The sequence below is a fragment of the Pseudomonas sp. GW822-FHT06B12 genome (assembly GCF_058799675.1).
In genome coordinates, this window is record NZ_JBXALR010000001.1 from 486,159 (window position 1) to 507,346 (window position 21,188).

Consider the following 21,188-nt stretch of genomic DNA (forward strand, 5'->3'; position numbering starts at 1 on the left):
GGGGCGGATTTATTTTTCAAATAAGTCCGCCCCTTTTGTTTTCAGCGCAGCGAGGTCTGCCAGGTAACCGGCGGTGTATTCGACCATTCGGGTGCGAATTGCGCCGAACTGGCGGGTGCGCCAATAGGCGCTGCCGCGTTCGCCGGCGTGGACGCTGGGTTCGATGGTCGACCAGTCGGTTGTGCCGAACGGGATGGCTGCTATATCCATGGCGAGCTCTTGAAGTCGGGAGAGTGAACCGATATACCCAGCTGGAGGTGAGTTCTCAAATGACGGCGCTTCTTCAGAAACTGAACCCATGCTGTCCGAGCGTAATGTTTCATTATGTTTCGGGTGGTCTGGCGGCGTAGGATGGTTATCTCGGATCGTGCATCGCCTCGTTTCCAGCCAAGGGGAACTGAAAAATGAAGTTGAACCTCGTCAAAGCCTTTTTGATCACCGGCACGTTGTTGTTGAGCGCGTGCTCTGGCGTGACAACCAGCAGCTGTTTTTCAGAGGACTGCCATCAATTCGACGGCCATAGCGCCAACAAGATGAGCTTTGGCGGTAGTGCGATCGGCAACAACTTTAATCAATACAGTTCGGGGCTGCTGCAGCACGACTGATTAGGCAATTTGCAAACCAGATACGCCGATGGCAATCATCGGCGTACTGATCCAGTTGCCTTCACAACCCTAAACGTAGGGCTGGCCACTGAATCCCCGTGGGAGCCGTTGCTTGCCCGGCATCTCGCTGAGTCTTTTGATCCAGGACGCGCGCCAGTCAATCGCGGCATGTGGGACTTTGGCTCTACGGGCCGCTCGGCGTGCTGCGTTGCGAGCGTCTTTTCGGGCGTCCTTGAACGCGTCGGTATTACGGCAGCTACGGCATTTGACGCGGGCAAATTCGGTCGTGGACGTGAGGTTGCTGCCATGGCGGCCGCAGGCCAGGTGCCCGGCAGTCTTATAGTGAGTGACCATCGGTGGATCTCCTTCGCAATGATTTCGGCATAGCGCAAGGGTCACTTGACACCTCCATATCGGTGACTCTGCACTGTCTGGACTCGCTCCCCGTTCAACGGTGTGAGGATGGTCAGAGGCCGCGATCCCATTACTATTAATGACACCGGTGTGACCGCCGCGTTCGATCTGAAATGTCGAGGGCTGCACGGGGTAATGCCAGGATCGCAGCCTGCGATCTTTTCGGACAGCCAACTCCATGGCCGGGCGTGCATTAGCTCTCGCCATTAAAGGCTCGCTGGAGTGTGGCGATGTCGATTTTCTTCATCTGCAACATCGCCTGCATGGCGCGCTGGGATTTCGTGGTGTCCCTGTCGGTCATCATTTCCATCAGCGCGACGGGCACGATTTGCCAGGACAAGCCGAATTTGTCCTTGAGCCAGCCACATTGCTGGGCCTGTTTGTCGCCGTCAGCCGACAGCGCGTTCCAGAAGTGGTCGACTTCATACTGGGTGTGGCAGTTGACCTGAAACGAGATGGCCTCGTTGAAGCGAAACACCGGGCCGCCATTCAGCGCGGTAAAGGTCTGGCCATCCAGTACGAAACTGACGGTCATGACTGAACCTTCGGGCCGGCCGTGGAGCTCGAAACCGGCCTTGCCATAGTGGGTGATGGCGGTAATGGTCGAATGTTCGAACACCGAACAGTAGAACTGTGCGGCGGCTTCGGCCTGATCGTCGAACCACAGGCAGGGCGTGAGTTTCTGAATGCGCGACATGAAGGTTCTCCCTATGAATGATCAGGCTGGACTATTAGCGTAGTCAGCCGATGGTCGTCCGGAGTCGCCGTCAATCGACAAGGCAAGAGTATTTGTATGTGGAGTCTGCGTTTTCGAGCGTACTTCCTGGTCGGCGAAGCCCTTTTTTGTGACCGGTGGTCGCGCAAATCAAGGTCTCGGGAAAATTGCGCTTAGCTCAATGGATAAACCGAGGCGCGCGTAGGCACTCGTTGCCACAGTGACGCCGTGAAAGGACACCGTGAGTGACTGAGGAAATCGCCGTGCTGACGTTCAATATCAATGGCAAAGACCAACCCCTTGAAGTGCCCGGCGACATGCCGCTGTTGTGGGTATTGCGTGATGTCGCGCATTTGACCGGCACCAAATTTGGCTGCGGAATGGCCCAGTGTGGCGCCTGCACTGTGCACGTCGACGGTGCACCGTTGCGTTCCTGCATCACCCCGGCGGCGGCTGTCGCCAACGGGCAAAAAATCCTCACCATCGAAGGCCTGTCGAACGACGGTTCGCACCCGGTGCAGCGCGCCTGGGCCGAGATCGACGTGGTGCAATGCGGTTACTGTCAGTCGGGGCAGATCATGTCGGCAGCGGCTTTGTTGGCGAAAATCCCGTCGCCGAGCGACAGCGATATCGATCAGGCACTGTCGGGCAACATCTGTCGGTGCGGGACCTATCCGCGCATTCGCGCAGCGGTCAAACGTGCTGCGCAAATCGGGGAGGCATGACAATGAGCGCGGAGATCGATACTTCTCGCCGTGACTTTCTGAAAAGCAGCGCCGTGCTCGGCGCAGGCCTGGTGGTGGCGTTTGTGATTCCGGTAGGCAATCGCTTCGCGCAGGCCGCGTCGACGCCGGACGCGGTGTTCGCCCCCAACGCTTTTTTGCGCATCGCACCCGATGGCAGCGTGACCATTCTCTTGGGCCACTCCGAGATGGGGCAGGGGATCTGGACCGGCCTGACCATGTTGATTGCCGAAGAGCTGGATGCCGACTGGACGAAGATTCGCGTCGAGCATGCACCGGCATCGGCGGCCGATTATGGTCTGCCAGCCTTCGGTAACATGCAGATTACCGGCGGCTCGACCTCGACCTGGATGGAGTTCGACCGCTATCGTCAGGCCGGCGCGGCCGCGCGCTTGATGCTGATCGAGGCCGCCGCCAAGCGGTTCAACATCGCGCCCTCGAAAATACGAACCGAGCCGGGCGTGGTGATCGCCGGTGATCAGCGCGCCACTTACGGTGAGTTGGCTAATGAAGCCGGCAAGCTGCCGGCGCCGGATCCGGTGTCGATCAAACTCAAGGAGGCCAAGGACTGGAAGATTATCGGCAAACCGACCAAACGGCTGGATACCCCGGAAAAAATCACCGGCCAGGCGAAATTTGGCATGGACGTGCAGTTCGATGGGTTGCTGACGGCGATGGTCGCACGCTCACCGGTGTTCGGTGGCAGCGTCAAATCATTCGACGGTGCGGCGGCGCTGGCACTGCCGGGCGTGCATAAAGTCGTGCAGGTGCCGACGGGCGTCGCGGTGGTGGCCGATCATTATTGGGCGGCGAAACTCGGTCGCGATGCGCTGAAAATCGACTGGGACCTGGGCCCCAACGCCGGGCTCGACAGTGACGCCTTGCTGCAAAATTTCCGAAAACTTGCCGCAGTCCCCGGGGCTCCGGCCAGCCAGGCGGGCGATATCAGTGCCGCGTTGAGCAAGGCGGTGAAGACGATTGATGTTGAATACAACGTTCCCTACCTGGCCCATGCACCGATGGAGCCGCTCAACTGCACGGTAAAAATCACCCCGGACAAATGCGAAATCTGGACCGGCACCCAGTTCCAGACGCTGGATCAAATGGTCGCGGCGAAAATCACCGGGCTCAAACCCGAGCAGGTCGAGATTCATACCGAGTTTCTTGGGGGTGGTTTTGGTCGTCGAGCCAATCCGACCTCGGACTTTGTCAGCGAAGCGGTGCAAGTTGCCAAAGCGGCCGGTGCGCCAGTGAAAACTGTCTGGTCGCGGGAGGACGACATACGCGGTGGTTACTATCGCTCGGCGTTCCTCCATCACGCGCGCATTGGCCTGGACGCCAAGGGCATGCCTCAGGCCTGGCAGCACGTACTGGTCGGGCAGTCGATCATGGACGGCACCTCATTCGAAGCGACGATGGTCAAGAACGGCGTCGATGCCACCTCGGTCGAAGGTGTGGCCGATAGCCCGTATATCAAGGGGCTGGCCAATCATCTGGTCGATCTGCATTCGCCGAAAACCGGCATCAGCGTGCTCTGGATGCGTTCTGTGGGGCACACCCACACGGCATTTGTCATTGAGTCATTGATCGATGAGCTGGCCACGGCGGCCGGCAAGGACCCGGTGGAATACCGACGGACCTTGCTCAAGGAGCATCCGCGACATCTGGGCGTGCTGAACCTGGCAGTGGAGAAGGCCAACTGGAAAGCGCCGTTGCCGGCGGGGCACGCGTTGGGCGTGGCGGTGCATGAGTCGTTTGGCAGTTACGTTGCGCAGGTCGCCGAGGTGTCCCAGGACAACTTGAAGATCCGCGTGCACCGGGTGGTCTGTGCGGTCGATTGCGGGATTGCGGTGAACCCGGCGAGCATTGCCGCGCAGATGGAATCGGGCATCACCTTTGGCCTGGGGTTCACCTTGCACAGCAAGCTGACCTTCAAGGACGGGCAGGTGGTGCAGTCCAACTACCATGACTTTCAGGTGTTGCGTCTGAATGAAATGCCGGTGGTCGAGGTGCACATCGTCCCCAGTACCGATAAACCGGGCGGCATCGGCGAGACCGGGGTGCCACCGACGGCGCCGGCGGTGGCCAATGCGGTGTTTGCCCTGACCGGGCAACGGTTGCGCGAACTGCCTTTGCAATTGGCGGGGGTGTGAGATGAGACGACGCCTGTTTTTGGGCGCGCTGCTGTTGCTCGGGGGTGGCGGTTACACATCCGACCTGTTCGCCGACGATCAAGCCGCACTGGCGGCGTTTGCCACGGTGCAGAAGGTGTTCCAGAGCCCGCGCTGCCAGAACTGCCATATTCCCGGTGATTCGCCCTTGCAGTTCGACGCCGGGAAACCGCATGCCATGAACGTGGTTCGCGGTACGGACGGTAAGGGTTCGGCGGGGCTGCCGTGTGCAACCTGCCACGCCGACACTAACCCGCCCGCCAGCTACGGCCCCCACGCGCCACCGGGTGCACCGCACTGGGGCTTGCCTTCAACTGCACATAAAATGGCCTGGATCGGTCTGCCGGCCGATCGGCTGTGCCAGATGATCAAGGACCGTTCGAGCAACGGCGACCGTGATTTTGCCGCGCTGATCACCCATGTCAGTGACGACAAACTGGTGCTCTGGGGCTGGAATCCCGGTGGTAACAGGACGCCGGTACCCGTGCCTCACGATATTTTTGTCACCCAGTTCAAGCTGTGGGCAGCAGCGGGCGGCCCGTGCCCGGTGGCGGGGAGCTAGACGGGATCCGCTCGCAGGCTGGTATGAGGCTGAGGGTTACTTGGCGAACAACTGTTCGATGTCCTTGAACGCCTTGAATTCCAGGGCGTTGCCGCACGGGTCGAACAGAAACATCGTCGCCTGCTCGCCCACCAGCCCCTTGAAACGAATACCTGGCTCGATCACGAAGCGTGTGCCCAGCGATGTGAGTCGGTCAGCCAGGGATTCCCATTCATCCATCGACAGGACCACGCCGAAATGTGGAACCGGCACGTCATGGCCGTCCACGGCATTGGTGTGGGCGGACTCCTGAGTGGCGGTTTTCGGGTGTTCGTGGATGACCAATTGGTGGCCGAAAAAGTTGAAATCCACCCAATGTTCGCTTGAGCGTCCTTCCTCCAGGCCGAACACCTGGCCATAGAAAAGCCGCGCGGCGGCGAGGTCATAAACCGGAATGGCCAGATGAAACGGGGAAAGACGCATGATGATCAAGCCTCGATGACAGGGACGTTGAGCTGATTCTAGTCTTGTGATTTTTGATTAAAAGACGATAATTTTTGCCTCCAGCTCAAATAAAATCGATCAATCGAGGCGCTCATGCTGCGTGAACTGAAAACCTTCATCGCAGTGACTCGCTATGGCACGTTCGCCGCAGCCGGCATGCACATTGGCCTGACGCAGTCGGCCGTCAGCGCGCAAATGCGCAATCTGGAGCAGGCGCTGGGTATTCGCCTGTTCGACCGCACCGGACGTCAGGCGATCCTCAATGCCGCAGGCCAGCGGGCGTTGCCGATGGCCCGGGAAATCCTTGAAACCTTCCAGCGCATGGCGGTCAGCGACGATGTCAGTGAGTTTCGCGGTGAATTGAGAATCGGCGCTGTAGCCACCGCCCAGACCGGTCTGCTGCCTCAGGCATTGCTGCGTTTGCGCCAGCAGGCGCCGTTGCTCGAGCCCAAACTGGTACCCGGCGTGTCACTCAACCTGTTAAGCCAGGTCGACGCCGGAGAGCTCGACCTGGCGATCCTGATCAAACCACCCTTTGAGTTGCCCAAGGAGCTGTCGGCCCAAGTGCTTCGGCAGGAGCCCTTTGTGTTGATCGTGCTGCCGGACCTTGAAGGCGAGGATCCATTGCAGGTGCTCGGCACCCACCCGCATGTGCGTTATGACCGCAATTCGTTCGGTGGGCGTCTGGTGACACGATTTCTGCGCGAGCAGCAGCTTGAGGTGCGGGTCGCGCTGGAGCTCGATGAGCTGGAGGCGATTGTGAAAATGGTCGAGTGCGGGCTGGGTGTCTCTCTACTTCCCAAGGCCGGGCTCTGGCTTGAGCATGGGGCGAACGTCAGGATCATCCCGCTAGGCGAACTGACGTTCTATCGGGAGATCGTGCTGCTACAGCGTTACAGCCAGCGCACACAACCGATCCAGCAGTTGTTTGCCCGATGTCTGACGCAGCTCGACGGCTGACCCTATAACCCTGTGGGAGCGAGCCTGCTCGCGATGAGGCCGTAACATTCAACATTAATGTCGCCTGTCCGTACGCTATCGCGAGCAAGCTCGCTCCCACAATGGTTCGTGGCGGGTCTGAAACTGCGCCCACAAAAAACCCGCCAATCGGCGGGTTTCTTGTCAAGGCGTGAAGATCACTCTTCGATGTTGCCCATGGCGGTGGTGTTGAAGCCGCCGTCCACGTACATGATTTCGCCGCTGATGCCGGACGCCAGGTCCGAGCACAGGAAGGCGCCGGCGTTGCCGACTTCGTCAATGGTGACGTTGCGACGCAGCGGAGTTTGCGCTTCGTTGGCGGCCAGCATTTTACGGAAGTTCTTGATGCCGGATGCGGCCAACGTGCGGATCGGGCCAGCCGATACCGCGTTGACGCGGGTACCTTCCGGGCCCAGGGAGCCAGCCAGGTAACGCACGCCTGCTTCCAGGGAAGCCTTGGCCATGCCCATCACGTTGTAGTTCGGCATGGTGCGCTCGGCGCCCAGGTACGACAGGGTCAGCAGGCTGCCATTGCGGCCTTTCATCATGTCGCGGCCGGCTTTGGCCAGGGCCACGAAGCTGTAGGCGCTGATGTCGTGAGCGATGCGGAAGCCTTCACGGGTGGTGGCTTCGGTGAAGTCGCCGTCCAGTTGGTCGCCCGGTGCGAAGCCAACGGAATGCACGATGCAATCCAGGCCGTCCCACTTCTTGCTCAGCTCTTCGAATACCTTGGCGATTTCTTCATCGCTGGCCACGTCGCACGGGAAGCACAGCTCAGGGCTCGAACCCCAGCCTTGTGCGAACTCTTCGACACGCCCCTTGAGTTTGTCGTTCTGATAAGTGAAGGCAAGCTCAGCGCCCTCGCGATGCATGGCGGCAGCGATACCGGATGCGATGGACAGCTTGCTGGCGACACCGACGATCAGTACGCGCTTACCGGCGAGAAAACCCATGTGTTGCTCCTCTTTCAGGTTATTCGGCTGTTGCCGGGGCCAGGAAAGCGGCCTCCAGCAACTGCTGTGTATAGGGATGTTGCGGTGCGGCAAAGATACCTTGCGCATCACCTTGTTCGACCACTTGTCCATGCTTGATCACCATCAACTGGTGGCTCAGCGCTTTAACCACAGCCAGGTCATGGCTGATAAACAGATACGTCAGGTTGTACTTGCTTTGCAGTGAGCGCAGCAGTTCAACCACTTGGCGTTGCACGGTGCGGTCGAGGGCCGAGGTCGGCTCGTCCAGCAAAATCAACGCCGGCTTCAGCACCAGGGCTCGGGCAATGGCGATTCTCTGCCGTTGTCCGCCGGAAAACTCATGGGGGTAGCGGTGCCGGGTTCCCGGGTCCAGACCGACTTCCTTGAGTGCCGCGATAATCGCCAGCTCCTGTTCAGCCGCCGTGCCGATCTTGTGTATCCGCAGGCCTTCGCCGACGATCTCGCTCACGCACATTCGCGGGCTCAAGCTGCCGTAAGGATCCTGGAAAACCACCTGCATTTCCCGCCGTAGCGGCCTTACCTGTTGCTGCGACAGGCGGTCTAGCTGCTGGCCTTCAAAACGAATCGCGCCTTTGCTGGCAATCAACCGCAAAATCGCCAGGCCCAGTGTGGACTTGCCCGAACCACTCTCGCCGACGATGCCCAAGGTCTGACCCTGAGGCAGGCTGAAGTTGATTCCGTCTACGGCTTTGACGTAATCGACGGTGTTGCGCAAAAAGCCTTTTTTGATCGGGAACCAGACTTTCAGGTCCTCGACTTGCAGCAACGGCGGGCCGATTACATTGGTCGCCGGGTTACCGCGAGGCTCCGCTGCCAGCAGCTCCCGGGTGTAGGGATGCTGCGGCGCGCGGAACAGTTCTTCGCACGACGCCTGTTCGACGATGCATCCGCGTTGCATGACACATACACGATGCGCGATTCTCTGGACCAGGTTCAAGTCGTGGCTGATCAGCAGCAAGGCCATGCCCAGGCGGGCCTGTAGCTCCTTGAGCAGTTCAAGGATTTTCAACTGAACGGTCACGTCCAGTGCGGTGGTCGGCTCGTCGGCGATCAGCAATTCCGGCTCGTTGGCCAGGGCCATGGCGATCATCACACGCTGGCGCTGGCCGCCGGACAATTCATGAGGCAGGGCCTTGAGCCGTTTGTGCGGTTCGGGAATGCCCACCAGCTCCAGCAGCTCCAGGGTGCGTTTGGTCGCGACCTTGCCGGTCAGGCCTTTGTGGATGCCCAGCACTTCGTTGATCTGTTTCTCGATCGAGTGCAGCGGGTTGAGCGAGGTCATCGGCTCCTGAAAGATCATCGCGATCCGGTTGCCACGAATGTGCCGGATGGTTTTCTCTTTCAGTGACAGCAGGTCATGCCCTGAATAGTTGATGGTGCCGGTGGGGTGCCGCGCCAAAGGGTAGGGCAGCAGGCGCAGGATCGAGTGCGCCGTCACCGATTTGCCCGAACCGCTTTCACCGACCAGCGCCAGGGTTTCACCACGCTTGATGTCGAAACTGACGCCTTCAACCACCCGTTGCACGTGCTCGCCGACCACAAACTCGACAGAGAGGTTGCGCACTTCGATCAGATTATCCTGATTCATTTCACTTCCTCGGGTCGAAGGCATCGCGAGCGGACTCGCCGATAAACACCAGCAAACTCAACATCACCGCCAGCACCGCAAAGGCGCTCATGCCCAGCCACGGCGCTTGCAGGTTGGATTTGCCCTGAGCCACCAGTTCACCCAGCGATGCGCTGCCTGCCGGCAGGCCGAAGCCGAGGAAGTCCAGCGCGGTCAGGGTGCCGATGGCGCCGGTCAGGATGAATGGCATGAAGGTCATGGTCGAGACCATGGCGTTGGGCAGGATATGGCGAAACATGATTGCGCCGTTCTGCATGCCCAGCGCCCGGGCGGCGCGTACGTATTCCAGGTTGCGCCCACGGAGGAACTCGGCGCGGACCACGTCGACCAGGCTCATCCAGGAAAACAGCAGCATGATCCCCAGCAACCACCAGAAGTTCGGCTGCACGAAACTGGCGAGGATGATCAGCAGGTACAACACCGGCAAACCCGACCAGATCTCGAGGAAGCGTTGCCCGGCCAAATCAACCCAGCCACCATAGAAACCCTGCAAGGCCCCGGCGATCACGCCGACGATTGAACTGAGAATGGTCAGTGTCAGCGCAAACAGTACCGACACCCGGAAGCCGTAAATCACCCGCGCCAACACGTCACGGCCCTGATCGTCGGTACCCAGCAGGTTGTCTGCCGAGGGCGGCGCCGGGGCCGGGACTTTCAGGTCGTAGTTGATGCTTTGGTAGCTGAATGGGATCGGTGCCCACAAGGTCCAGGCGTCCTTGGCCTTGAGCAGTTCGCGGATGTACGGGCTCTTGTAGTTGGCTTCCAGCGGGAATTCGCCGCCGAAGGTGGTTTCCGGGTAACGCTTGAGCGCCGGGAAATACCATTGGCCGTCGTAATGCACCGCCAGCGGCTTGTCGTTGGCGATCAGCTCGGCGCCGAGGCTGGCGCCAAACAGGATCAAAAACAGCCACAGCGACCACCAGCCGCGCTTGTTGGCCTTGAACCGTTCGAAACGTCGGCGATTGAGAGGGGACAGGTTCATCTCAATGCTCCCGGTGTTCGAAGTCGATGCGTGGATCGACCAGGGTGTAGGTGAGGTCGCCAATCAGTTTCACCACCAGCCCCAGCAGGGTGAAGATGAACAGGGTGCCGAACACCACCGGGTAGTCGCGGTTGATCGCCGCTTCGAAACTCATCAGGCCCATGCCGTCGAGCGAGAAGATCACCTCCACCAGCAATGAACCGGTGAAGAAGATCCCGATGAAGGCCGAAGGGAAACCCGCGATCACCAGCAGCATGGCGTTGCGAAACACATGGCCGTAGAGCACGCGATGCCGGGTCAGGCCCTTGGCTTTCGCGGTGACGACATACTGTTTGTTGATCTCGTCGAGGAAGCTGTTTTTGGTCAACAGGGTCATGGTCGCAAAGTTACCGATCACCAACGCTGTCACCGGTAGCGCTATGTGCCAGAAGTAATCGCGGATCTTGCCGGCCCAGCTCAGTTCGCCGAAGTTGTTCGAGGTCAGGCCGCGCAGGGGAAACCAGTCCAGGTAGCTGCCGCCGGCAAACACCACGATCAGCAGAATCGCGAACAGGAAGGCCGGGATTGCATAACCGACGATGATCGCCGAACTGGTCCACACGTCGAAATGGCTGCCGTGTCGGGTGGCCTTGGCGATCCCCAGCGGGATCGACACCAGGTACATGATCAGCGTGCTCCAGAGCCCGAGGGAGATCGACACCGGCATCTTTTCCTTGATCAGGTCGATGACCTTGGCGTCGCGGAAGAAGCTATCGCCGAAATCCAGGGTGGCGTAGTTCTTGATCATGATCCACAAGCGTTCCGGCGCCGATTTGTCGAAGCCGTACATGTGCTCGATTTCCTTGACCAGCGCCGGGTCCAGCCCCTGCGCGCCGCGATAGCTGGAACCGGCTACCGAGACTTCGGCACCGCCGCCGGCAATGCGGCTGGTAGCGCCTTCGAAGCCTTCGAGTTTGGCGATCATCTGTTCCACCGGGCCGCCGGGCGCGGCCTGGATGATCACGAAGTTGATCAGCAGAATGCCGAACAGGGTTGGAATGATCAGCAACAGTCGCCGAAAAATATACGCCAGCATCTTATTGCTCCACGCCCGCAGGATCGGTTTGCTCTTTGGTCAGCACTTCGATCGCAGGTTTTGCGTCGGGTTTGATCCACCAGGTGGAAATGCCCACGTCATTGGTCGGTGAGACTTTCGGGTGGCCAATGTGATTCCAGTAAGCCACGCGCCAGGTCTTGATGTGCCAGTTGGGGATCACGTAATAACCCCATTGCAACACCCGGTCGAGCGCCCGGGCGTGGGCTACCAGGCTTTTGCGCGAATCGGCGTTGATCAGCTCTTCGACCAGTTGATCGACTACCGGGTCTTTCAGGCCCATGTAATTGCGGCTGCCGGGTTTGTCGGCGCTTTCGGACTTCCAGAATTCGCGCTGCTCGTTACCCGGTGAACTGGACTGCGGGAAGCTGCCAACCACCATGTCGAAGTCGCGCGAGCGTACCCGGTTGATGTACTGCGACACGTCGACCCGGCGAATCACCAGATCAATCCCCAGGTCGCTCATGTTGCGCTTGAACGGCAGCAACACCCGCTCGAACTCGGTCTGCGCCAGCAGGAACTCGATGCTCACCGGTTTGCCAGTGGCGTCGACCATCTTGTCGTCGACGATCCGCCAGCCGGCTTCCTGCAACAGCTGATAGGCCTTGCGCTGTTGGGCGCGGATCATCCCGCTGCCGTCACAGACGGAGTTCTGGAATGCTTCGCTGAAAACCTGCTCGGGAATTTTGCCTCGGAACGGATCGAGGATCGCCAGTTGATCCTGATCCGGCAGGCCGGTGGCGGCCATTTCCGAGTTTTCGAAGTAACTTCGGGTGCGCGCGTAGGCACCGTTGAACAACTGCTTGTTGGTCCATTCGAAGTCCAGCAACAGGCTCAGGGCCTGGCGCACGCGCACGTCCTGAAACACCGGGCGCCGCAGGTTGAAGACGAAGCCCTGCATGCCGGTGGAGTTGCCGTTCGGGATCTGCTCCTTGATCAGGCGACCCTCGGTAACGGCCGGAGTGTTGTAGGCGTTGGCCCAGTTTTTCGCGCTCATCTCCTGCCAGTAATCGAACTGCCCGGCCTTCAGTGCTTCCAGCGCGACGGTGTTGTCGCGGTAGTAATCGGTGGTCATGGTGTCGAAGTTGTAGAAGCCTCGATTGACCGGCAGGTCCTTGCCCCAGTAATCCTTGACCCGCTCATAGCGAATCGAGCGCCCGGCCTTGACCTCACTGACCTTGTAGGGGCCACTGCCCAGCGGGATTTCCAGATTGCCTTTGCTGAAGTCGCGGTTTTCCCACCAGTGCTTGGGCAATACCGCAAGCTGTCCGAGGATCAGCGGCAGCTCGCGGTTGCTGGTGTGCTTGAACTTGAACAGCACTCGCAACGGGTCCTCGGCGATCACTTCGTCGACGTCACTGTAGTAACCGCGATACAGCGGCGCACCGCTTTTCATCAGGGTCTGGAAGCTGAACACCACGTCTTCGGCACGCACCGGATGGCCGTCATGGAAACGCGCTTCGGGACGCAGGTAGAAGCGCACCCAGCTATTGTCTGGAGCCTTTTCGATTTTACCGGCGATCAAGCCGTATTCGGTAAACGGCTCATCCAGCCCGTGTTTGGCCAGGGTGTCGTAGATCAGGCCGATATCCTCGGCAGCCACACCCTTGCTGATGAACGGGTTGAGGCTGTCGAAGCCACCGAAGCCGGCCTGACGGAAGATTCCGCCTTTGGGCGCGTCCGGGTTCACGTAGTCGAAGTGTTTGAAATCGGCCGGGTACTTCGGCGGTTCGTTGTACAGGGTCAAGGCGTGCTGCGGGGCGGCGTGGGCTGTGCAGGCAAGCCCCGCAAAGACCAGACCCAGCAGGGTACGCAAACGCATCATTGGGTTTTCTCCGAAGTCTTCAGCCACCACGCATTCAGCCCCAGGGTGTAGGGCGGCGTGGTGACGAAGGCGAACCGGTTGCGGTACGCCAGGCGATGATAATTGATATACCAGTTGGGAATGCTGTAGTGCTGCCACAAGAGCACCCGGTCCAGCGCAAAGCCTGCCGCCAGTTGCTCGTCACGGGATTTTGCCGCGAGCAGCTGTTCCAGCAGATGATCGATCACCGGGCTGGCAACGCCCGCGTAATTCTTGCTGCCCTTGACCGAGGCCTGGCTCGAGTGGAAGTACTGCCACTGCTCAAGACCGGGGCTGAGGGTTTGATCGAGGGTCATCAGGATCATATCGAAATCGAACTGGTCGAGACGTTGCTTGTACTGGGCACGGTCGACCGTGCGCAGATGAGCGTCAATACCAATGCTGGCGAGATTCTCGGCGTAAGGCTGGAGGATGCGCTCCAGGTTCGGATTGACCAGCAGGATTTCGAAACGCAGCGGTTGTCCGGCGGCGTTTTGCAGGCGCTGGCCATTGAGCTTCCAGCCGGCCTCGGCGAGCAAACCCAGCGCCCGGCGCAGGGTTTCCCGGGGGATGCCGCGGCCGTCGGTCTGCGGCAGGCTGAAGGGTTCGGTAAACAGTTTGGCAGGGAGCTGATCGCGGTAAGGCGAGAGCATCAGCCATTCATGGCCGACCGGCAGCCCAGCGGCGGAAAATGCGCTGTTGGGGTAATAGCTCGTGGCCCGTTTGTAGGCGCCGCTGAACAGCGTGCGGTTGGTCCACTCAAAGTCGAACATCAAACCCAGGGCCTCTCGCACCTTGTCGTCGGCAAACGTGCCGCGCCGGGTGTTCATGAACAGGCCTTGGGTCTGGGTCGGAATCTGGTGGTCGATCTGCGCCTTGATCACCTCGCCACGCCGCACGGCGGGGAAGTTGTAGCCATTGGCCCAGTTTTTTGCCTGGTGCTCGATGTAGATGTCGAATTCGCCGGCCTTGAACGCCTCGAAAGCCACGTCGCTGTCACGATAGAACTCGACCTCGACGCGATCATAGTTGTACTTGCCGCGATTGACCGGCAGGTCCTTGCCCCAGTAGTCCTTGACCCGCTCGAACACCAGCTGTCGCCCCGGCTGAACCTGGGTGATGCGATAAGGGCCGCTGCCCAGCGGTGGTTCGAAGGTGGTGGCCTTGAAATCGCGACCTTCCCAGTAGTGTTGCGGCAATACCGGCAACTCGCCCAGACGGAGGATCAGCAACGGGTTGCCGGCCCGCTTGAGCACGAAACGGATGCGCTGCGGGTTGAGGATGTCGACCCGCTGCACTTCCTGAAGGTTGGTACGGTATTGCGGATGACCTTCCTTGAGCAGCAGTCGATAGGAGAACGCGACGTCATCGGCAGTGATCGGCGTGCCGTCGTGGAAGCGCGCTTCCGGGCGCAGGTTGAACACCACCCAGCTACGGTCTTCGCTGTATTCGACAGATTGGGCAATCAACCCGTAACTGGACGCGGGCTCATCGCCGGACGGCGCATATTGGCCGGTGCCGACCATCAGCGGTTCATTCAGCTCGTTGATGCCGTACTGCAGGAAGTTCGGGGTCGCGACCGGGCTAGTGCCCTTGAACGTGTAGGGGTTGAGCGTATCGAAGGTGCCAAACGCCATGACCCGCAAGGTGCCGCCCTTGGGCGCTTGCGGGTTTACCCAGTCGAAGTGGGTGAATCTGGTGGGGTACTTGAGTGTGCCGAACTGCGCATAACCATGGCTTTCGCTGATCGTTGCGCTTACGGGGAAGCTCAAGGCCAGACTGATTAGGAGCAGGAGGAGGGGACGCATCGAGGCAGAGATCCGATCCAGGCGGCTTGGGCTTTGTGGACCGTACAGTAACAGCTTGTATCGACAGGAAAAAGGTAGGGGGGGGTGTGGCGAGGGAGCTTGCTCCCGCTGGGCTGCGAAGCAGCCCCAAAACATGTCATCCGGTTCTTTCAGGCACATCGCATACACGGGGTTCACGCCTGCTGCGCAGGCGAGCGGGAGCAAGCTCCCTCGCCACAAAAGCCCTAATGCCTAGGGCGCGACTTAATGCGGGGAAGAAACCGTCAGCATCTGCCCTGGTTTGAGGGCCTGGCCAACACGTGGATTCCAGCGCTTGAGGTGTTGCATCTCAACGTTGAAGCGCTTGGCGACCATGTACAGCGAGTCGCCTTGCTTGACCTTGTACTGGGTCTGTTTCTTGTTGTTGGCCGCAACCACCGTACTGGTGCGTGTGCTGCGCTTGCTGGTATCTCGCATCACCAGGGTCTGGCCGACCTTGAGGTCCTTGCCGGTCAGCTTGTTCCAGTGTTGCAGGTCCTTGACGTCGACTTTGTTGGCCTTGGCGATCTGCGTCAGGTTATCGCCGCGCTTGACCCGATAGCTGCGCTTGAGCTTTGCCAGCTCTGTGTCGTCGGCACCTTCGAAAACCGGCTTGAGCTCACGCTTGCTGATCAGGTCTTCGGGCTTCATGGTCGACAGGCTGGCGGTCAGCAATTGTGCCTTGGAGGTTGGCACCAGCAAATGCTGGGGACCGTCGATGGTGGTGCGTTGCTTGAAGGCCGGGTTGAGCTGGAACAGCTCGTCTTCGTCGATGTTGGCCACTTCGGCAACCTTGGACAGGTCCATGCGCTGGTTGATTTCGACGACTTCGAAGTAGGGGCGGTTGGCGATTGGATTGAGGTTTACGCCATAGGCTTCCGGCGACAGCACCACTTGCGACAAGGCCAGCAGCTTGGGCACATACGCCTGGGTTTCCGCCGGCAGCGGCAGGTTCCAGTAGTCGGTGGGCAGACCGAGCTTTTCGTTACGCTCGATGGCCCGGCTGACCGTGCCTTCACCGGCGTTGTAGGCCGCCAGGGCCAGCAGCCAGTCACCGTTGAACATGTCGTGCAGGCGGGTCAGGTAGTCCATCGCCGCGATGGTCGACGCGGTAATGTCGCGACGACCGTCGTAGAAGCGGGTTTGACGCAGGTTGAAGTAACGCCCGGTGGACGGGATGAACTGCCACAGGCCGACCGCATCGGAGCGCGAGTAGGCCATCGGGTTGTAGGCGCTTTCGATCACTGGCAGCAGTGCCAGCTCCAGCGGCATGTTGCGTTCTTCAAGGCGTTCGACGATGTAATGAATGTACAGGCTGCCGCGTTCGCTGGCGCCTTGAAGAAACGATGGGTTGCTGGCAAACCACAGGCGTTGTTGCTCGATACGCGGGTTGACGCCCAGCCCGTCCTGCAACTGGAAGCCTTGGCGCATACGCTCCCAGACGTCCTGCGCGGCTAGCGGCGATGGCTTTTCGCTGAGCCAGATGGGTTTTTGCTTGGTCCGGGCGGAAAGCGTATGTGTCGCGTCGGTTTGCGGCACATGACTGGTGCTTTGGCAGCCCGCCAGAGTGGCGGACACAGCCACCGCGATGGCTTGAGCCAGGCGGGTCAATGCGTCTGAATTGATGGATTTACGTATAGATGACGACATTGGCTGGAAGTTAGTTCCGGGCAAAAATGTCGGGCGATTCTAGAAAGCGCACGGGGTGCGGTCAACCATTCAGAATTTTTGGACCAATAGTGGCCCCGCTTAGAACTTATCTTTCCAAGCCCGAAGAGCCGCAAAAACCTCACTTTGGTCCCGGTTATTAGGGCCATTCCGTTCGTCTATTTTTTCTTTAACAGATGTTTCGCCAGTACGCAGAAAAGGGTTGGTGAGCTTCTCCAGCGCCAGGGTCGACGGCAGCGACGTGCGTCCGGCCTCGCGTAATTGGGAGACTTTCTCGAGACGTTCGGCAATGTCCGGATTATTCGGCTCGACCGCGGCGGCAAAGCGCAGATTGCTCAGGGTGTACTCGTGGGTGCAGTACACCAGCGTGTCTTCGGGCAGTGCGGCCAGGCGGCTGAGGGAGTGGTGCATTTGCGCGGGCGTGCCTTCGAACAAGCGACCGCAACCGGCGGCGAACAGGGTGTCGCCACAGAACAGCAGGCCATGATGGTAGTAAGCGATATGACCCAGGGTGTGGCCTGGCACCGCAAACACGTCGAACTCCCAACCGAGCACGGTAACGCGGTCGTTATCGTTCAGGGCGACGTCCCGCCCGGGGATGTTTTCGTTTGCCGGGCCGTAGACCGTGGCGCCTGTCGCTTTTTTTAGCTGCTCGACGCCACCGACGTGATCATGGTGGTGATGAGTCACCAGAATATCGCTGAGCTGCCATTCCGGATGCATGGACAGCCAGGCCTGCACGGGCGCGGCGTCACCCGGATCGACCACGGCGCAACGCTGGCTGCGGTGGTCCTGTAACAACCAGATGTAGTTGTCGGTGAAGGCGGGAAGGGCACTGATCTGTATCATCGCGGGATTCGCCAAGCGGAAAACATTGGTGCATCTTAGAGCTTCTAGGCGAGTTGGAGAATGCAATGACCGATAAAGCGTTCGCTCAGGCTGATCCTGACTGGCTGGCATTGATCGGCGCCGCCCGCGAGTGGCTGTCAGGTCCTGTCGGGCAATTTTTGCTGGATGAAGAGCGCCGGATGCTCGAAGACGAGTTGGGGCGCTTCTTTGGCGGTTACCTGGTGCATTACGGTCCTTCGGCCGAAACGCCACCCTCGGCACCGCAAGTACAACGTAACGTACGCCTCGGGGCACCGTTGCCGGGCGTCGAGATTGTTTGCGAAGAACAGGCCTGGCCGATCAGTGAGCACGCTGCCGACGTGGTGGTGATGCAGCACGGGCTGGATTTCTGCCTGTCGCCTCATGGCCTGCTGCGTGAAGCCGCCAGCGCGGTGCGTCCCGGCGGGCACCTGTTGATCGTCGGTATCAACCCCTGGAGCAGTTGGGGGCTGCGCCATGTGTTTGCCAATGACGCCATGCGCAAGGCGCGCTGCATTTCGCCGTCGCGGGTCGCCGACTGGCTCAACCTGCTGGGGTTTGCGCTGGAGAAACGCCGCTTCGGGTGCTATCGTCCGCCGCTTGCATCCCCGGCATGGCAAGCCCGCCTGGCGGGTTGGGAGCGCAAGGCCGGTGACTGGCAGTTGTCCGGTGGCGGCTTCTATTTATTGGTGGCGCGCAAGATCGTCGTTGGCTTGCGGCCGGTCCGCCAGGTGCGCCGCGAGCCGATGGGCAAGTTGATTCCGTTGCCGATGGCCAAGGTCAATCGACGCGACAGCAAGCCGTAATAAACTATTTATTTTCCCGGCCGGGCTAGCCCGGCCTCGGGCGTTGTCGGTCATTGATCGGCAGGCCACAGACATTTTCTGGATAGGTTGGCATGAGCGATAGCGTAGAACTCTTCACCGATGGCGCCTGCAAGGGCAACCCCGGCCCAGGCGGCTGGGGCGCACTGCTGGTGTGCAAGGGCGTTGAAAAGGAACTCTGGGGCGGCGAAGCCAATACCACCAACAACCGCATGGAACTGATGGGCGCGATTCGCGGCCTCGAAGAACTCAAGCGTTCCTGCGATGTATTGCTGGTCACCGACTCGCAATACGTGATGAAAGGCATCAATGAGTGGATGGACAACTGGAAGAAACGCGGCTGGAAAACAGCGGCGAAAGAGCCGGTGAAAAACGCTGATCTGTGGAAACTGCTCGACGAACAGGTCAATCGCCACAATGTCACCTGGAAGTGGGTGCGCGGCCACATCGGGCATCCCGGCAACGAACGCGCCGACCAGTTGGCCAACCGTGGCGTCGACGACGTCCGCGGTTACAAGCAGGACTGACGCGCCTTAAAAGATCGCAGCCTGCGGCAGCTCCTACAGGGGACGCATTCCAACGTAGGAGCTGCCGAAGGCTGCGATCTTTTGATTCAAAGGCGGTCATTTCGGATCGCGCAATCGCAACTCCTCGATCATCTTCAAGCAATGACTCAACCCCGGTGACACATCGCCGACACGTCGACTCAGGATGATCGGCGAAGTCGCATTGGTTTCCAGTACCGGGGTAAAACCGATGTCATCGCGGTGCAGCAACTGCACCGAGGCCGGCACCAGCGTGACGCCGATACCGGCGCCCACCAGGCCGATGGCGGTTTGCAGCTCGTTGGTCCATTGCGCGACTTTGATGCTCACACCGTAGGACTCGAACAGCGCGATCACATGGTCGGCGTAGCTGGGGCGGGGATTGCCGGGGTAGAGCACAAACGGTTCATCGGCCAACTCGGTGAGGCTGATGGGGCCGGCCAACAGTGGATGGCCAGCGGGCAGGGCCGCGACCAGTCTGTCCTCGTTCAATACGGTCTGGATGATCGCCGGGTCGTCGATGCGGATTCGCCCGAAGCCGACGTCGATACGTCCGGCCTTGAGCGCTTGCACCTGTTGCAGCGTGGTCATTTCCGAGAGACCCAATTCCAGTTCCAGCGGCTCATTGCTGCGCAGGCGGCGAATCAGTTCCGGCAACACGCCATACAGGGTCGAAGGGGCGAAACCGATACCCAGCCAGGTCTTTTCGCCCAGGCCGATGCGTCGGGTGTTGTCGCAGACTTTGTTCAACTGTTCGAGCAGGGCACTGGAGTGCTCAAGGAAAAACCGCCCGGCTTCGGTCAGGCGCAAGGGCCTGCCGCGCTCCAGCAACACCACCCCGAGTTCATCTTCCAGTTGCTGAATCTGCCGGCTCAACGGTGGCTGAGCGATGTGCAGGCGTTCGGCGGCGCGGGTGAAATTCAGGGTTTGACCCAGCACCTGAAAGTAACGCAGATGACGCAGCTCCATGAGCCCTCCACAGTCGAGGATGGTGAATACCTTTAAGGTATTGATCCAGACCAATTCTATATTGGAACCCTGAAAAAAGCCGTACGAGAATCCGTCACAGAACTTCAAGAACCTGACGGGTATCGACATGCTTTCTTCTGCCATTGAATCGATCGAGACGATCATCGTCGATCTACCGACCATCCGCCCGCACAAGCTGGCAATGCACACCATGCAGAATCAGACGCTGGTCATCATCCGGGTGCGCAGCAAAGACGGCATCGAAGGCATCGGTGAATCGACCACCATCGGTGGCCTGGCCTACGGCAATGAAAGCCCGGACAGCATCAAGACCAACATCGACAAGCACTTCGCACCAGTGTTGCTGGGGCAGGATGCTTGCAACATCAACGCGGTGATGTTGCGCCTGGAGCGCAGCATTCGCGGCAACACCTTCGCCAAATCCGGTATCGAAACGGCCTTGCTCGACGCCCACGGCAAGCGCCTCGGGCTGCCGGTCAGCGAATTGCTCGGTGGCCGCGTACGTGACTCGTTGCCAGTGGCCTGGACGCTGGCCAGCGGCGATACCGCCAAGGACATCGCCGAAGCCGAGCAGATGCTCGACCTGCGCCGTCACCGGATCTTCAAGTTGAAGATCGGTGCCGGCGAAGTCGACCGCGACCTGGCTCACGTCATTGCGATCAAAAAAGCCTTGGGCGACCGCGCCAGCGTGCGCGTCGACGTCAATCAGGCCTGGGACGAAGCGGTGGCATTGCGGGCCTGCAGGATTCTCGGTGGCAATGGTATCGACCTGATCGAACAGCCGATCTCGCGCAACAACCGTGCCGGCATGGTGCGTCTCAATGCGATGAGCCCGGCACCGATCATGGCGGACGAGTCGATCGAGTGCGTGGAAGATGCATTCAACCTGGCGCGTGAAGGCGCGGCTTCGGTGTTTGCGCTGAAGATCGCCAAAAATGGCGGCCCCCGCGCTGTGTTACGGACCGCGGCGATTGCCGAAGCGGCAGGCATCGGCCTGTACGGCGGCACCATGCTTGAAGGCGGGATCGGCACGCTGGCCTCGGCCCATGCGTTCCTCACGTTGAACGAGCTGAGTTGGGACACCGAGCTGTTCGGCCCGCTGTTGCTGACCGAAGACATCCTCAGCGAGCCGCCGGTTTACCGCGACTTCCATTTGCACGTTTCGCAGGCACCCGGCCTCGGCCTGAGCCTGGACGAAGAGCGCCTGGCTTTTTTCCGCCGCGACAAAACCTCCACCGCCATTCATTCCGTCTGAGG

Annotated in this window: 20 protein-coding genes and 1 pseudogene; 8 read left to right on the forward strand and 13 right to left on the reverse strand. The window is 60.0% G+C overall.

Annotation, left to right across the window (positions count from 1 at the left end; translation table 11 throughout):
* Nucleotides 1-54 precede the first annotated feature (54 nt).
* Nucleotides 55-210: pseudogene (locus AC1RKH_RS02360) on the reverse strand (DHCW motif cupin fold protein); the annotation flags it as partial.
* Between the two features lie 194 nt (nucleotides 211-404).
* On the opposite strand from AC1RKH_RS02360, the gene AC1RKH_RS02365 reads away from it, so the two are divergent.
* A complete protein-coding gene (locus AC1RKH_RS02365) occupies nucleotides 405-605 on the forward strand; it encodes a hypothetical protein (protein ID WP_123424369.1) in 201 nt (66 codons plus the stop codon).
* A 69-nt stretch (nucleotides 606-674) separates the two neighbouring features.
* On the opposite strand, the gene AC1RKH_RS02370 is transcribed toward AC1RKH_RS02365, so the two are convergent.
* Both AC1RKH_RS02370 and AC1RKH_RS02375 read right to left on the reverse strand, forming a co-directional pair.
* On the reverse strand, nucleotides 675-959 hold the full coding sequence (locus tag AC1RKH_RS02370) for a hypothetical protein (RefSeq protein ID WP_493060944.1): 285 nt from the start codon (nucleotides 957-959) through the stop codon (nucleotides 675-677).
* Between the two features lie 253 nt (nucleotides 960-1,212).
* Nucleotides 1,213-1,716, reverse strand: a complete 504-nt coding sequence (locus AC1RKH_RS02375) for a VOC family protein (RefSeq protein WP_493060945.1) — start codon at nucleotides 1,714-1,716, stop codon at nucleotides 1,213-1,215.
* Nucleotides 1,717-1,997: 281 nt separating this feature from the next.
* On the opposite strand from AC1RKH_RS02375, the gene AC1RKH_RS02380 reads away from it, so the two are divergent.
* Genes AC1RKH_RS02380 through AC1RKH_RS02390 form a run of 3 tightly spaced genes read left to right on the forward strand, consistent with a single transcriptional unit; the run spans nucleotide 1,998 to nucleotide 5,210 of the window.
* Nucleotides 1,998-2,459 (forward strand): (2Fe-2S)-binding protein, encoded by a 462-nt coding sequence (locus AC1RKH_RS02380; protein ID WP_493061374.1) that lies wholly within the window; start codon nucleotides 1,998-2,000, stop codon nucleotides 2,457-2,459.
* Nucleotides 2,460-2,461: 2 nt separating this feature from the next.
* Nucleotides 2,462-4,630, forward strand: a complete 2,169-nt coding sequence (locus tag AC1RKH_RS02385) for a xanthine dehydrogenase family protein molybdopterin-binding subunit (protein WP_493060946.1) — start codon at nucleotides 2,462-2,464, stop codon at nucleotides 4,628-4,630.
* A 1-nt stretch (nucleotide 4,631) separates the two neighbouring features.
* Nucleotides 4,632-5,210, forward strand: coding sequence for a hypothetical protein (locus AC1RKH_RS02390; RefSeq protein ID WP_493060947.1), 579 nt, complete (start codon nucleotides 4,632-4,634; stop codon nucleotides 5,208-5,210).
* A gap of 36 nt (nucleotides 5,211-5,246) precedes the next feature.
* Here the strand turns inward: AC1RKH_RS02390 and AC1RKH_RS02395 are convergent, their stop codons facing one another.
* Nucleotides 5,247-5,672, reverse strand: a complete 426-nt coding sequence (locus tag AC1RKH_RS02395; RefSeq protein WP_493060948.1) for a VOC family protein — start codon at nucleotides 5,670-5,672, stop codon at nucleotides 5,247-5,249.
* 114 nt (nucleotides 5,673-5,786) lie between these two features.
* Between AC1RKH_RS02395 and AC1RKH_RS02400 the strand changes: the two genes are divergently transcribed.
* Nucleotides 5,787-6,653 carry a LysR family transcriptional regulator gene (locus AC1RKH_RS02400; RefSeq protein ID WP_493060949.1) on the forward strand — a complete coding sequence of 289 codons (867 nt, stop codon included), beginning with the start codon at nucleotides 5,787-5,789 and terminating at the stop codon, nucleotides 6,651-6,653.
* Nucleotides 6,654-6,829: 176 nt separating this feature from the next.
* Here AC1RKH_RS02400 and fabI read toward each other — a convergent pair whose 3' ends face one another.
* From fabI to gloB, 8 genes are all read right to left on the reverse strand, one after another.
* Entirely contained in the window at nucleotides 6,830-7,624 is a 795-nt protein-coding gene (gene fabI, locus AC1RKH_RS02405; protein WP_123424376.1) for an enoyl-ACP reductase FabI, read from the reverse strand.
* 19 nt (nucleotides 7,625-7,643) lie between these two features.
* Nucleotides 7,644-9,254: an ABC transporter ATP-binding protein gene (locus tag AC1RKH_RS02410; RefSeq protein WP_493060950.1), complete on the reverse strand. Its 1,611-nt coding sequence runs from the start codon at nucleotides 9,252-9,254 to the stop codon at nucleotides 7,644-7,646.
* Between the two features lies 1 nt (nucleotide 9,255).
* The gene (locus AC1RKH_RS02415; RefSeq protein WP_493060951.1) at nucleotides 9,256-10,275 is read right to left on the reverse strand and encodes an ABC transporter permease; all 1,020 of its coding nucleotides are present in this window, start codon (nucleotides 10,273-10,275) and stop codon (nucleotides 9,256-9,258) included.
* Nucleotide 10,276: 1 nt separating this feature from the next.
* Entirely contained in the window at nucleotides 10,277-11,350 is a 1,074-nt protein-coding gene (locus AC1RKH_RS02420) for a microcin C ABC transporter permease YejB (protein ID WP_123424379.1), read from the reverse strand.
* Between the two features lies 1 nt (nucleotide 11,351).
* The gene (locus tag AC1RKH_RS02425) at nucleotides 11,352-13,193 is read right to left on the reverse strand and encodes an extracellular solute-binding protein (RefSeq protein ID WP_493060952.1); all 1,842 of its coding nucleotides are present in this window, start codon (nucleotides 13,191-13,193) and stop codon (nucleotides 11,352-11,354) included.
* Nucleotides 13,190-15,019, reverse strand: a complete 1,830-nt coding sequence (locus AC1RKH_RS02430; protein WP_493060953.1) for an extracellular solute-binding protein — start codon at nucleotides 15,017-15,019, stop codon at nucleotides 13,190-13,192. Before AC1RKH_RS02430 ends, AC1RKH_RS02425 begins: the two co-directional genes overlap by 4 nt.
* Before the next feature lie 243 nt (nucleotides 15,020-15,262).
* A complete protein-coding gene (locus AC1RKH_RS02435) occupies nucleotides 15,263-16,687 on the reverse strand; it encodes a transglycosylase SLT domain-containing protein (protein WP_123424382.1) in 1,425 nt (474 codons plus the stop codon).
* A 99-nt stretch (nucleotides 16,688-16,786) separates the two neighbouring features.
* Entirely contained in the window at nucleotides 16,787-17,554 is a 768-nt protein-coding gene (gloB, locus tag AC1RKH_RS02440) for a hydroxyacylglutathione hydrolase (RefSeq protein WP_493060954.1), read from the reverse strand.
* A gap of 65 nt (nucleotides 17,555-17,619) precedes the next feature.
* Here gloB and AC1RKH_RS02445 point away from each other — a divergent pair, with 65 nt between their 5' ends.
* The gene (locus tag AC1RKH_RS02445; protein ID WP_493060955.1) at nucleotides 17,620-18,378 is read left to right on the forward strand and encodes a class I SAM-dependent methyltransferase; all 759 of its coding nucleotides are present in this window, start codon (nucleotides 17,620-17,622) and stop codon (nucleotides 18,376-18,378) included.
* A gap of 92 nt (nucleotides 18,379-18,470) precedes the next feature.
* Nucleotides 18,471-18,923, forward strand: a complete 453-nt coding sequence (gene rnhA / locus AC1RKH_RS02450; protein ID WP_123424385.1) for a ribonuclease HI — start codon at nucleotides 18,471-18,473, stop codon at nucleotides 18,921-18,923.
* 96 nt (nucleotides 18,924-19,019) lie between these two features.
* Here the strand turns inward: rnhA and AC1RKH_RS02455 are convergent, their stop codons facing one another.
* Nucleotides 19,020-19,910: a LysR family transcriptional regulator gene (locus AC1RKH_RS02455; RefSeq protein ID WP_123424386.1), complete on the reverse strand. Its 891-nt coding sequence runs from the start codon at nucleotides 19,908-19,910 to the stop codon at nucleotides 19,020-19,022.
* Between the two features lie 127 nt (nucleotides 19,911-20,037).
* Between AC1RKH_RS02455 and AC1RKH_RS02460 the strand changes: the two genes are divergently transcribed.
* On the forward strand, nucleotides 20,038-21,186 hold the full coding sequence (locus tag AC1RKH_RS02460; RefSeq protein ID WP_493060956.1) for a muconate cycloisomerase family protein: 1,149 nt from the start codon (nucleotides 20,038-20,040) through the stop codon (nucleotides 21,184-21,186).
* Nucleotides 21,187-21,188 lie beyond the last annotated feature (2 nt).

Coding starts and splice junctions, on each gene's coding strand:
- AC1RKH_RS02410 (WP_493060950.1), bottom strand. CDS start 9,254: ATGAATCAGGATAATCTGATCGAAGTGCGCAACCTCTCTGTCGAGTTT.
- rnhA (WP_123424385.1), top strand. CDS start 18,471: ATGAGCGATAGCGTAGAACTCTTCACCGATGGCGCCTGCAAGGGCAAC.
- AC1RKH_RS02445 (WP_493060955.1), top strand. CDS start 17,620: ATGACCGATAAAGCGTTCGCTCAGGCTGATCCTGACTGGCTGGCATTG.
- AC1RKH_RS02370 (WP_493060944.1), bottom strand. CDS start 959: ATGGTCACTCACTATAAGACTGCCGGGCACCTGGCCTGCGGCCGCCAT.
- AC1RKH_RS02395 (WP_493060948.1), bottom strand. CDS start 5,672: ATGCGTCTTTCCCCGTTTCATCTGGCCATTCCGGTTTATGACCTCGCC.
- AC1RKH_RS02375 (WP_493060945.1), bottom strand. CDS start 1,716: ATGTCGCGCATTCAGAAACTCACGCCCTGCCTGTGGTTCGACGATCAG.
- AC1RKH_RS02460 (WP_493060956.1), top strand. CDS start 20,038: ATGCTTTCTTCTGCCATTGAATCGATCGAGACGATCATCGTCGATCTA.
- AC1RKH_RS02415 (WP_493060951.1), bottom strand. CDS start 10,275: ATGAACCTGTCCCCTCTCAATCGCCGACGTTTCGAACGGTTCAAGGCC.
- AC1RKH_RS02365 (WP_123424369.1), top strand. CDS start 405: ATGAAGTTGAACCTCGTCAAAGCCTTTTTGATCACCGGCACGTTGTTG.
- AC1RKH_RS02455 (WP_123424386.1), bottom strand. CDS start 19,910: ATGGAGCTGCGTCATCTGCGTTACTTTCAGGTGCTGGGTCAAACCCTG.
- AC1RKH_RS02435 (WP_123424382.1), bottom strand. CDS start 16,687: ATGTCGTCATCTATACGTAAATCCATCAATTCAGACGCATTGACCCGC.
- AC1RKH_RS02400 (WP_493060949.1), top strand. CDS start 5,787: ATGCTGCGTGAACTGAAAACCTTCATCGCAGTGACTCGCTATGGCACG.
- gloB (WP_493060954.1), bottom strand. CDS start 17,554: ATGATACAGATCAGTGCCCTTCCCGCCTTCACCGACAACTACATCTGG.
- AC1RKH_RS02425 (WP_493060952.1), bottom strand. CDS start 13,193: ATGATGCGTTTGCGTACCCTGCTGGGTCTGGTCTTTGCGGGGCTTGCC.
- AC1RKH_RS02420 (WP_123424379.1), bottom strand. CDS start 11,350: ATGCTGGCGTATATTTTTCGGCGACTGTTGCTGATCATTCCAACCCTG.
- AC1RKH_RS02430 (WP_493060953.1), bottom strand. CDS start 15,019: ATGCGTCCCCTCCTCCTGCTCCTAATCAGTCTGGCCTTGAGCTTCCCC.
- AC1RKH_RS02390 (WP_493060947.1), top strand. CDS start 4,632: ATGAGACGACGCCTGTTTTTGGGCGCGCTGCTGTTGCTCGGGGGTGGC.
- fabI (WP_123424376.1), bottom strand. CDS start 7,624: ATGGGTTTTCTCGCCGGTAAGCGCGTACTGATCGTCGGTGTCGCCAGC.
- AC1RKH_RS02385 (WP_493060946.1), top strand. CDS start 2,462: ATGAGCGCGGAGATCGATACTTCTCGCCGTGACTTTCTGAAAAGCAGC.